Here is a 10,146-nt window from a genome sequence, read left to right as displayed (position 1 = left end):
CCTCGTTGCCGCTCGGCACGGCCCACTTCGTCGGGTCGACCGGTCCGGTGTAGTCGAACTCGTCGGAGATCGGCAGCGGCGCGCCCCACCCGTACCTCACCGCCGCACTGGTCTGGTCGCCCGGCTCCGAGGTGGCGCCGTTCACGCTCACCTCGGTGATGCTGGTCCAGTCGTTGGAAGTGTTGCCGTGACCGACAACGCGCACGTACCGGCCCGAGGCGTCGGGGAAGTCGTAGTCCTGCAACCGGACCGAACTGCCGCTGCTCCTCTGCCCGCTCAACACCGGAATCCACGACGACGCGTCATCCGACACCCGAACGTCGAAGGTGTTCCTCCGGGTGTCCCCCTTGTGCCAGGCGATCGAGACCGACCCGATGGTCTGCGCCGAACCGAGGTCGTACTGGATCCACACCCCGTCGCCCTCCGCCGACCACCGGGTGCCCAGGTCGCCATCCAGCGTGTTGGCCGCGACATTGCCGTCGTCCCCGCTGGCCACCACGCCCACGACCGACAACGGCGAATCCTGCGCCACCGCGACCGAGCCGGAGACCCCCACCGCCCCGGCCACCAGCGCCACGGCCAGAACCGCACGGCAAGCTCGTTGTAAGTCCATGCATCGCCTCCTCTGCCACCACGCCCGGAGCGACTACCCGTGCCGCCCACGCGGGCACGGGATGCGAACTCCTCCGCGACCTCCTCCGCGACGTGTCGGCGCCCAGTGTGTTGCGCCAGTTCGGGACCAGTCCCCACGCGGCTCACCGCCGCCAAGGGGTCGATCGCCGTGATCGGCGCGGCACTGGCCGGTGGTCTGGCGCTGGGCACGGCTTCGCCTGCGTACGCGGACTGCAACAGCCCGCTCTACCCGACGTTGTCGAAGTGCAACGAGGCGCGGAAGACCTGCGTCTCCTCGTGGACCTCCCCGCAGCAGTGCTACCGGGTCGTTTACGGGAACGACAGCTTCGCCCGGTATCAGTTCCTGGTGAAGACCCGGTGCTGAGGCGGCACCACGCTCACCGCCTCCTCGCGCGGGAGGCGGCCTCTGGTATCCGGGACGTGTTCGTGCGAGGCGCTCTGACCAGCCACTACCTGGTGTCGCGCTCGTAGTCGGTCAGCAGCTCGTAGTCCTTGGCGGGGCCGGTGGCGTGCCAGTGCTCGGTGAAGCTGTCCGGCCCGGTGATCCGCCCGGCCACCACGTAGGTGTCGGCGCTGCACGGGTGCTCGGCGGACCAGCCGCCGTCGCTGAGGTGGAGGCGGTAGAAGTCGCGGCCGTCGGCGAACTTGACGTCGAGGACGTGCCCGCCCCGGTCGATGTAGCGCAGGGAGCGGGTCGCGGGCCCGCGGTGGTCGCCCCAGCGCAGCTCGCCCTCCTCGTGGTAGGACAGGTCGTCGCCGAACTCGGCCGTTCCCACGAAGTCGCCCTCGACCCCGTTGCGGTGGTCGACGATGCGCCGCCGCACCCGCCATCGCCCGCGCAGGAAGTCGGCGGCGCCGCCCTCGCGCTCCTCTCGAACCGTCACCCCTCGGAGGTTTCCACGTGACCCTTCGTAGCGTCGACCCGGCCTGCGCTATTCGTGCGAGGGCTCGCGGTGGGCTCGGACTTCTTCCGCGGCAGCTTGCCTCGGGTCTTGACCAGGCTCGCCGCGGTGGCCACCGCGATGGCCGCGGCGATGACGAGCAGCGAGAACCAGGTCGGGATCTCGGGCACCCAGAGCACGGGCTGACCGCCGTTGATGAACGGCAGCTCGTTCACGTGCAGCGCGTGGAGGATCAGCTTCACACCGATGAAGGCCAGGATGAAGGCCAGGCCCTGCGCCAGGTAGACCAGGCGCTCCAGCACGCCGCCCAGCAGGAAGTAGAGCTGGCGAAGCCCCATGAGCGCGAACGCGTTCGCGGTGAACACGATGTACGGCTGCTCGGTGAGGCCGTAGATGGCCGGGATCGAGTCCACGGCGAAGATCAGGTCGATGAAGCCGATCGCGACGACGGTGATGAACAGCGGCGTCACCATGCGGCGTCCGGCCTCGCGGGTGACGAGGCGGTCGCGGTGGAAGTCGTCGGTGACCGGCAGCACCCGGCGCGCCCAGCGGGTGATGGCGTTGTCGCCGGGGTCCTTGCCGTCGTCGTGCCGCAGCTGGCGCCAGGCCAGCAGCAGCAGGAGCGCGCCGAACAGGTAGAAGACCCACGACAGGTTGGCGATGAGCGTGGCGCCCACCGCGATGAAGGCGCCGCGCATGACCAGCGCGATCACGATGCCGATGAGCAGCACCTTCTGCTGGTAGCGCTTCGGCACCGCGAACCCGCTCATGACCAGCAGGAACACGAACAGGTTGTCCACCGAGAGCGCCTTCTCGGTGAGGTAGCCCGCGAAGTACTCGCCGCCGAAGCCCCAACCGTTGACCAGGCCGATGCCCACGCCGAACAGCAGGGCCAGGCCGATGTAGAACGCGGACCAGGCGGCCGACTCGCGGATGGTGGGTTCGTGCGGCGTGCGCACGTGGGCCAGGAACTCGAAGACGAAGAAGGCGATGGTGACGCCGACGGTGACGAGCCAGACCCAGGTGGGGGTGTCCACGGGACCTCCGGGCAGGACGAGACGGCCAGGTCTCCCCCACCCGCGGACGGGCCAGGCACGCCGGATCGGATTCGGCCTCGATCGTGTTGACGACGTGCACCGTGCCGGGATACTCCCCTGTGGACACCAGGCTACAAGACGCCGACCGAATTATCCGAATGGTCCCCCTGCCCGCCGCTCCGCGCTCCTCCCGGAGTCGAGCGCAGCCGCCGTCTCAGAATCAAAGTCTCATTTCTTCAGGTTTTGAGACAACGGTAGACCGTGGCCCGCGAGACGCCGAACCGGGCGGCGAGCTGCTCGGCGGTGCAGGCGCCGGAGGCGTGCAGCCGCCGCACCTGCTCGACCTGCTCGCCGGTCAGCGCGAGGGGCCGCCCGCCACCGCTCCCCCTGGGCCGCGGGCGTCGGGCGGGCGGCTCGCCCAGCAGGGCGCGCACGCCGTCGAGCAGCAGGGCCCGCACCCGCTCGGGCGGGGCGTCGTGGAACAGCACGACCGGGTCGGTCAGGCAGGCCACCGCCTGGGCGGCGCGCACCCGCCGCTCCAGGCTGCGGTCCGGCCCGCACACCAGGTCGTTGGCCAGGCGCACCACGGCCCGGAACCGCTCCGCGACCGGCGGCCTCGCCAGCAGGGTCATGTCCCGCACCAGCATCAGCAGGGTGGTGCGGTGGCGCAGGCTGACGTCCAGGAACCCCTCGACGGCCCGCCAGCGCACCGCTTCGGGGTCGTGGTGCGTCCCCGCCTCGTCCAGGGCACGCTCCAACTCCCCGAGTAGGGGAACCGTGAGACGGTGCAGTATCTCGTCCTTGGACGGGAAGTGGTAGTACAGCGCGGCCTTGGTGATGTCCACGCGCCGCGCGATCGCCTGCATCGACGTCGCTCGATACCCGCGCTCGGCGAACAGTGCCCCGGCAGCGGCGAGGATGCGCTCGGCGGTCGTCCCGGTCCCCGTCATGAATCCCCCTACCGCTGGTCAATTCTCCTGCTATTTTACTGACCTGGGTTCAGTGCTGGGGGGATGCGGCGTGGTGGAACGGGAACACGTGTCGTTCGAGTCGGGCGGCACCCGGTGCGCGGGGTACCTGCACCTGCCGGAGGGGCGCTCCGGCCCGCTGCCGTGCGTCGTGCTGTGCCACGGGTTCAGCGGCACGATGGACCGGCTCTTCCCGCACGCCCGGCGGTTCGCCGCCGAGGGGGCGGCGGCGCTGGTGTTCGACTACCGGGGCTTCGGCGAGAGCGGCGGCGAACCGCGTCAACTCGTCGACGTCCGCGGCCAGCAGGACGACCTGCGGGCCGCCATCGCGTGGGCGCGCGCCGACCGGCGCATCGACCCCGACCGCATCCTGCTGTGGGGCAACTCGCTCGGCGGCGCCCACGCCATCACCGTCGCGGCCGATGACCCGCGGGTGGTCGCCGTCGTGGCCCAGATCCCGTTCAACGGCTTCCCGGAGCAGGTCGAGGGCCGGTCGACCGCGGAGGTGCTGAAGTTGCGGGCGGTCATCCTCTGGGACGCCCTGCGCGGGAAGCTCGGCCTGGCGCCCCACTACATCCCCATGCTCGCCAAGCCGGGGGAACTGGCGGTCACCGCGACCGAGGAGGCCGAGCAGCACATCCGCACGCTCAGCGGGGACGGCGACACGCTGTGGCGCAACTCCGTCGCCCCGCGCGGACTGCTGTCCATGGCCCGCTACCGCCCGGCCGCCGACGCCTCCCGCCTGGGGGCGCCGCTGCTCGTCTGCATCGCCGCCGACGACCGGGAGACCCCGGAGCAGACGACGCGGGAACTCGCCGAGCGCGCCCCTCGCGCGGAACTGCGCCGTTACGAGGGCACGCACTTCTCCTTCTACAACGACCCCGCCACCCGCGATCGCGTCCTGGCCGACCAGATCGCCTTCTACCGCCGGTTCACCGCGTTCTGAGGTCGTGTGCGGTGCCGCCCGCGACGGCCCGGAGCTTGTCCGGGTCGACCACGTCGTGGATGGCGGTGTGTCGACGGGCTCGACGCCTTGGTAGGCGACGGTGCCGATCGGTGACCTCGCGCTGCCGCGAGCGGTGCGCGGCCTGCCGGACCGCGGCCTGCTCCCCCAACTCATCGGCACCAGCGTCAGCCACCCAGCGCTGCTGGCCACCTACCGGGAGCAGCACATCCGGCCGAGGACACCGACGTCGACTCGGTGACCGACATGGTCGTGGGCGCGGCCACGTACCGGATGCTCATCGACCCCCGGCGGCGGACGAATCGCTGGTCCACCTCATCCGCTCGCTACAGGTGCGCCAGCGGATCGGCGACCTGCACTGCCAGGGCTTCGTGCTGTACAGCCTCGCCGTCTCCCACCAGTTCCCGGACCCGCGATCACGACACGTCACCCCGAACTGAACATTCACGCACTTCGAACTCGCCATTCGCGCCGCCGGGTAGTACTTACCGCTCCGCGCGGGCACTTCGGGTGGTACTTGCAGACGCGGTGGGGGTGCTGGGGAGAATCGTGTGCGAGGCGGCGAGGCGGCGAGGCGGCGAGGCGGCGAGCCGGTAGCGCCGGGGGCGAAACCTACGTGCTCGTGCCGATGTCTGTGCCGGGTCCGGGAACCGACGCTGGTCCCATGACCAGAACCGGGTACGCGACAGACCAGGCGCTGCCGGGAGCCGCCCGGCGGCGGTGCTCTGGCAAGCTCTCCCCCACCACGGGCGCCGTGGTCGGCAGGGGTGGCGCACCCCCCCAGGTCGGACCGTCACCCCAGCAGCGGGCTCCGCAACCAGGTCCAGTCGGCCTGCCCGAGTTGGCTCGCCACGAGCCACAGGCCGCCCATCAGCCACAGGGTCATCCCGATGACGACCGCAGTTGCGGCGAGCACCGCGAACTTGACCGGCCGGTCCTGCCGACGGACCCACGCGGTCCAGCCGTCGTAGTGCCGCCGCGCGTAGCGCAGGAGGTGGCGGGCCCAGACGAATTCGCTGGCGAGGACCGCCAGACCGGCGAACACGATGAGCCAGCCGGGCCCTGGGTAGGGAATGGCGAGTACGCCGAGCCCGAGAACGGCGAATCCGACCACGGCGACGCAGAGCTGCCAGACTCGGCGCAGCACAGGACGGTCCTCGATCCGGACGCGGATCGCGCGCAGTTGGCCGTGGACGAGGGTGAGGCGGGTTCGGGCGCCGCGGGGACGGCTCGCGGCACCGCCGTCGTCGACCGCCGCCGGGGCGGTGGGCCGAGTGGGGGACGAGGTCGGGGTGGGGGGCGCCTGTGCCATGGGGATCCTGTTCGGTAGTGGCGGAGAGGAAGCCCATCCGGACCGGGGGTTGGCTGCTGCCTCGCCGGCGGCGGATGGGGCTCCGGTGGCTAGGGGCTGGGATTCGGCTCGTGCCGCAGCACGGCCGTGGGTGCGACGAGCGGGAGGTCAGCCGTCGTGGCCGGGCGGGGGCGGGGGATGAAAGCTGCGATGACCAGGGCCAGCAGCGCCGCCGACGCGCCGATCAGCAGGATGGTGGTGAACGCGGTCCGGTCCGGGACGACGTGCCCGCCCACCGTCGTGCTCATGGTGGTCAGGAGCAGTCCGGCCACCGTGCTGGCGGTGGATGTGCCCAACGACCGGCAGAGGTTGTTCAGGCTGTTGGCCGCCGCGGTCTGGCTGACGGGGACCGCGCTCATGATGAGCGAGGGCATTGCCCCGTAGGCGAGCCCGATGCCGGATCCGACGAGGGCGGAGCAGACGAGCAACTGCCAGAGCTGGGTGTGCAGCAGCGTCGCGAAGCCGTAGCCGCACACGACGACCGAGGCACCGGCCGTGAGCGTCGCCCGCGGTCCGCAGCGGTCGGTGATCATGGCCGACACCGGCGACATGGCGATCATGCACACTCCGCCGGGAGCCTGCAGGAGGCCGGCGACGAGCATCGACTCGCCGAACCCGTACCCCGTCGCCGTGGGCAGCTGCAGCAGCTGGGTGAACACCAGCGAGCTGGTCAGCATGGAGAAGCCGAAGACCAGCGAGGTGGTGTTGGTGAGCAGCACCTGTGGCCGACGGCTCACCCGCAGATCGATCAGCGGCTGCGAGGTGCGCAGCTCCCACGCGCCGAACAGCACCAGCAGCGTGGCCGCGCAGGCGAACGACCCGAGGGTGACGCCGCCGGTCCATCCCCACGTACCGCCCTTGGAGATGGCGAGGAACAGGCAGACCAGCGCGCTGGAGAGCAGCAGCGCCCCCAATGGGTCGAACCGCCCGCCCGGCGGCCGGGACGTACGGGGCACGACGAGCAGGACGAGAACCCCCGTCGCGGCGGCCAGCACGCCCGCGGTCCAGAACAGGACCCGCCAGTCGGCGTGCTGCGCGAGCAACGCCGACAGCGGGATTCCCAGCGAAGCCCCGACGCCGAGCGACGTGCTCATCACCGACGTCGCGGAGGCCAGGCGGTGCTGGGGCAGGTGGTCGCGAAGCAAGCTGATGCCCAGCGACACCACGCCCGCGGCGGTGCCCTGCAAGGCGCGACCGGCGACGAACCAGCCGAGCGAGGCGCTGAGCGCCGTCACCGCGGAACCCGTGACCAGGAACGCCAGACAGGACAGCAGAACGCGCCGCTTGCCCCACATGTCGGCGAGCCGACCGACGATCGGGATCGAGACCGCCCCCGCGATCAACGTGGCTGTCACGGCCCACGAGGCGTTGTCGGGGGTCGTGCGCAGCAGCGCGGGCAGGTGGGGCAGCAGGGGGATGACGAAGGTCTGCTGCAACGACACCGTGGTCCCGGCGAGGGCGAGCACGGCGACGAGCGCTCTCGGTGGCGATGTCACGGGTTCCGGCTGGTTCACGGGGTCACTCCGCCTGCTTGTGACCGGTGTCCGCCTTCTTCAGGCCGAGTTGCTTGCTGCTGACCCGGAAGGCCCACACGATGACGAGCGCGACGAGTGCCGACAGCGGCGTGCCCATCGCGATGCGGGCGACACCGAGCGCGCTGGTGTTGTCGGTGATGTACAGCCACTGCTGGAGGGAGAACCGGGCGCCCAGCACGCAGGCGGCGGCGAGGGTGGCGGCGGTGTGGGCGCGCAGGACCCGCCGATCGGTCCGCCACCGGTACTTGCGGCCGTGCACGAAGTTCCAGATGATCCCGGTGACCGGCCTGCGGGCCAGCACCGAGCCGAGGGCGATCACGAAGCCCGCGAAGTAGGCCCAGATCCCCACCGCGAAGTAGTTCTTCGCCGACCCGGTCAGCGCCACGATCCCCGCAGCGATCGCGACGCCGACCAGGCTGCCGACAGCCGAGGTCCAGCGCTCACCGCGCACGAGTCGGAACACCGTCAACCCCGCTCCCGCCAGCAGGGCGAGGGTGATCGTCATCGCCAGCGGGAGCAGGAGGTTCGCTGTCACGAACACGACGACGGGGATAGTGGAGTAGACGAAGCCCTTCCGCCCGCCCATGCGGGCGACCACCGCCTCGTCCCTGGCAGGGCCTGTGCCGGACGGGGTGGTCGTGTCCGTCGTGTCCTGTTGTTGCAGCTTGGCCATGGTCGATTCGTCCTTTCCGGCGGTGCGCCGGCGTTGGCGGGGCGGAAGGTCAGGAAGCGGTGCTGGCGGGGCGCGTGGGCGCCGACGTCCGGGCGAACGCGATGGCCTCGTCGAAGCGGGCGCGCTGGGCGATGAGTCGGCGGTACTTCATGACGTGGCGCTGCCCGTTCAGGGTCAGCACCCCGGTCAGCCGGTCACCCTCGCGGTACAGCGCGACGAAGTGGTCACCGGCCGGGTCGCCCGAGACGATCTCGTAGCCGTCGTGGGTGGCGACACCGGCGAACTGGACGCGCGAGCCGTACCAGTCCGACCAGAAGTACGGGACCGTCGCGTAGGGCTGGGCATCTGCCGGTGACACCGCGTTGCGCGCGGCCCGCGCCCCCTGCTCGGCGGCGGAGGACCAGTGCTCCACCCGCATCGAGCGGTCGAACAGGGGGTTGTGCCAGCGGACGACGTCCCCCGCGGCGTACACACCGGGGGCGCCCGCACGGAGGAACTCGTCGCAGACCACGCCGTCGTCGACGGGCAGTCCGCTGCCTGCGAGCCAGTCGGTGCGGGGCACCGCCCCGATCCCGACGACGACCAGGTCGGCCTCGATCACGGTGTCGTCGGCGAGACGGACTCCCTCGACCCGGCCGGTGCCCTCCAGCGCGGCCACGGCCTGCCCGCAGCGCAGCGCGGTGCCGTTGCGGGTGTGCAGCAACGCCAGCGCGGCACCGAGGTCGGACCCGACGGACCGGACCAGGGGGGCAGGCAGCGCCTCCACGATCGTGACCGGCGAACCGCGCTTGCGCGCGGCCGAGGCGACCTCGGACCCGATGAACCCGGCCCCCACGACGACGGTGCGAGCACCCTCGTCGAGGGCGCGGCGAACCGCGCGCGCATCGTCGAGCGTGCGCAGGACGTGCACCCCCGCCAAGCCCTCGGTGCCCGGCAGGCCGCGGGCGGCGGCACCGGTGGCGACAACCAGCGCGTCGTAGGCCACGTCTTCGCCACCGGCGTGCACGACCCCGGCGTCCGGGTCGAGTCCGGTGGCCGGAGCGCCGAGCAGCAGTTCCACGCCCAGCTCGTCGACGAGCTCGGCACGGCTGCGGAGGGTCACCGGATCAGTCGGGCCCCCTGGTGCCAGCAACTCCTTCGACAGCGGCGGCCGGTCGTAGGGCAGGTGGGGCTCGTCGCCGATCAGGGTGATGCGGCCCGCGAATCCGGTCTTGCGCGCGGCTTCGACCGCACGCAGGCCGGCGAGCGAGGCGCCGACGACAACGAGCGAGCCGGGCCCGGTGCGGACCGTCGCGGTGCTCACGACCGCAGCCTCAGCGCCATGGTGGGACAGCCCTCGACGGCCTCGGCCACCTCGTTGCGGGCGTCTTCGGGCACCTCGGCGGACAGCACGACCAGCTCACCGTTGTCGTCCACCTCGAACACGGTGGGTGCGAGGGCCTCGCAGATTCCGATGCCCGTGCACTTGGCCCGGTCCAGGATGATCCTCATCGGACGGTGGCCCTCTCGTTCGCGGCACCCAGGCGGACGTGCATGGTCCGGACGCCGGGCACCATGGTCGAGCGCATCCGCAGCACCTCGCCGGTGAGTTCGACGCGGTCGAAGCGGGCGAGGAACTCCTCGAAGAACACCCGTGCCTCGAGCCTGGCCAGCGACAGGCCGAGGCAGGCGTGCTCGCCGGTGCCGAAGGCCAGGTGCGGGTTGGGCCTGCGGGTGATGTCGAACTGCTCGGCGGTGTCGCCGAAGACGTCCTCGTCCCGGTTGGCGGCGCCGTAGAGCAGCACGACCGCTTGGCCCTTCTTGATGGTCCTGCCGCGCAGCTCGACGTCCTCGGTGGCCCAGCGGGTCATGTGCGTGACCGGGGAGATGTAGCGCAGCATCTCCTCGATCGCGGTGGGGATCAGGCTCGGGTCCTCGACGAGCACCCGCAGCTGCTCGGGGTGGTTGATCAGGGCGATGGTGCCCATCGCGATCAGGTTGCGCGTGGTCTCGTTGCCCGCGACGAGCAGCAGGTGCAGGAACGACATGAGCTCGTCGTCGGACAGGCTCTCGCCGTCGACCTCGGCGTCCATCAGGATTGAGA

The 10,146-nt window shown here is 71.3% G+C and carries 13 protein-coding genes; 3 read left to right on the top strand and 10 right to left on the bottom strand.

Annotation, left to right across the window (positions count from 1 at the left end; all coding sequences use genetic code 11):
• Positions 1 to 613, bottom strand: a 613-nt coding sequence (locus tag IEZ00_RS37460; protein WP_229796327.1) for a discoidin domain-containing protein, incomplete at its 3' end; no start/stop codon positions are given.
• 168 nt (positions 614 to 781) lie between these two features.
• Between IEZ00_RS37460 and IEZ00_RS32595 the strand changes: the two genes are divergently transcribed.
• Positions 782 to 997: a hypothetical protein gene (locus IEZ00_RS32595; protein WP_209619649.1), complete on the top strand. Its 216-nt coding sequence runs from the start codon at positions 782 to 784 to the stop codon at positions 995 to 997.
• An 85-nt stretch (positions 998 to 1,082) separates the two neighbouring features.
• On the opposite strand, the gene IEZ00_RS32590 is transcribed toward IEZ00_RS32595, so the two are convergent.
• The 3 genes from IEZ00_RS32590 to IEZ00_RS32580 all read right to left on the bottom strand — a co-directional run bounded on the left by IEZ00_RS32590 (position 1,083) and on the right by IEZ00_RS32580 (position 3,522).
• Positions 1,083 to 1,517, bottom strand: a complete 435-nt coding sequence (locus IEZ00_RS32590; RefSeq protein ID WP_189227221.1) for a DUF6314 family protein — start codon at positions 1,515 to 1,517, stop codon at positions 1,083 to 1,085.
• A complete protein-coding gene (locus tag IEZ00_RS32585) occupies positions 1,514 to 2,572 on the bottom strand; it encodes a TerC family protein (RefSeq protein ID WP_189227220.1) in 1,059 nt (352 codons plus the stop codon). Before IEZ00_RS32585 ends, IEZ00_RS32590 begins: the two co-directional genes overlap by 4 nt.
• 236 nt (positions 2,573 to 2,808) lie before the next feature.
• The gene (locus IEZ00_RS32580; protein WP_189227219.1) at positions 2,809 to 3,522 is read right to left on the bottom strand and encodes a TetR family transcriptional regulator; all 714 of its coding nucleotides are present in this window, start codon (positions 3,520 to 3,522) and stop codon (positions 2,809 to 2,811) included.
• A 70-nt stretch (positions 3,523 to 3,592) separates the two neighbouring features.
• Here IEZ00_RS32580 and IEZ00_RS32575 point away from each other — a divergent pair, with 70 nt between their 5' ends.
• Entirely contained in the window at positions 3,593 to 4,486 is an 894-nt protein-coding gene (locus IEZ00_RS32575) for an alpha/beta hydrolase (RefSeq protein ID WP_229796326.1), read from the top strand.
• 100 nt (positions 4,487 to 4,586) lie between these two features.
• Entirely contained in the window at positions 4,587 to 4,745 is a 159-nt protein-coding gene (locus IEZ00_RS32570) for a hypothetical protein (RefSeq protein WP_189227217.1), read from the top strand.
• Positions 4,746 to 5,297: 552 nt separating this feature from the next.
• Here the strand turns inward: IEZ00_RS32570 and IEZ00_RS32565 are convergent.
• The 6 genes from IEZ00_RS32565 to IEZ00_RS37455 form a co-directional block, all read right to left on the bottom strand.
• Positions 5,298 to 5,816, bottom strand: coding sequence for a TIGR02611 family protein (locus tag IEZ00_RS32565; RefSeq protein ID WP_189227216.1), 519 nt, complete (start codon positions 5,814 to 5,816; stop codon positions 5,298 to 5,300).
• An 89-nt stretch (positions 5,817 to 5,905) separates the two neighbouring features.
• On the bottom strand, positions 5,906 to 7,351 hold the full coding sequence (locus tag IEZ00_RS32560) for an MFS transporter (protein WP_229796325.1): 1,446 nt from the start codon (positions 7,349 to 7,351) through the stop codon (positions 5,906 to 5,908).
• A 22-nt stretch (positions 7,352 to 7,373) separates the two neighbouring features.
• On the bottom strand, positions 7,374 to 8,063 hold the full coding sequence (locus IEZ00_RS32555) for a DUF3159 domain-containing protein (RefSeq protein ID WP_189227214.1): 690 nt from the start codon (positions 8,061 to 8,063) through the stop codon (positions 7,374 to 7,376).
• 49 nt (positions 8,064 to 8,112) lie between these two features.
• Entirely contained in the window at positions 8,113 to 9,366 is a 1,254-nt protein-coding gene (locus tag IEZ00_RS32550; RefSeq protein ID WP_189227213.1) for an NAD(P)/FAD-dependent oxidoreductase, read from the bottom strand.
• A complete protein-coding gene (locus IEZ00_RS32545; protein ID WP_189227212.1) occupies positions 9,363 to 9,554 on the bottom strand; it encodes a ferredoxin in 192 nt (63 codons plus the stop codon). The genes IEZ00_RS32550 and IEZ00_RS32545 overlap by 4 nt, the downstream gene beginning before the upstream one ends.
• A partial coding sequence (locus IEZ00_RS37455) for a cytochrome P450 (RefSeq protein WP_229796324.1) occupies positions 9,551 to 10,146 on the bottom strand: 596 nt, incomplete at its 5' end. The genes IEZ00_RS32545 and IEZ00_RS37455, both read right to left, overlap by 4 nt.

Origin of the sequence: Saccharothrix coeruleofusca (assembly GCF_014648515.1) — a bacterium.
Lineage (GTDB): Bacteria > Actinomycetota > Actinomycetes > Mycobacteriales > Pseudonocardiaceae > Actinosynnema > Actinosynnema coeruleofuscum.
Note: the sequence above shows the minus strand (reverse complement) of the source record. Positions and strands in the feature narration are given on the sequence as shown.

Coding starts and splice junctions, on each gene's coding strand:
- IEZ00_RS32545 (WP_189227212.1), bottom strand. CDS start 9,554: ATGAGGATCATCCTGGACCGGGCCAAGTGCACGGGCATCGGAATCTGC.
- IEZ00_RS32580 (WP_189227219.1), bottom strand. CDS start 3,522: ATGACGGGGACCGGGACGACCGCCGAGCGCATCCTCGCCGCTGCCGGG.
- IEZ00_RS32565 (WP_189227216.1), bottom strand. CDS start 5,816: ATGGCACAGGCGCCCCCCACCCCGACCTCGTCCCCCACTCGGCCCACC.
- IEZ00_RS32555 (WP_189227214.1), bottom strand. CDS start 8,063: ATGGCCAAGCTGCAACAACAGGACACGACGGACACGACCACCCCGTCC.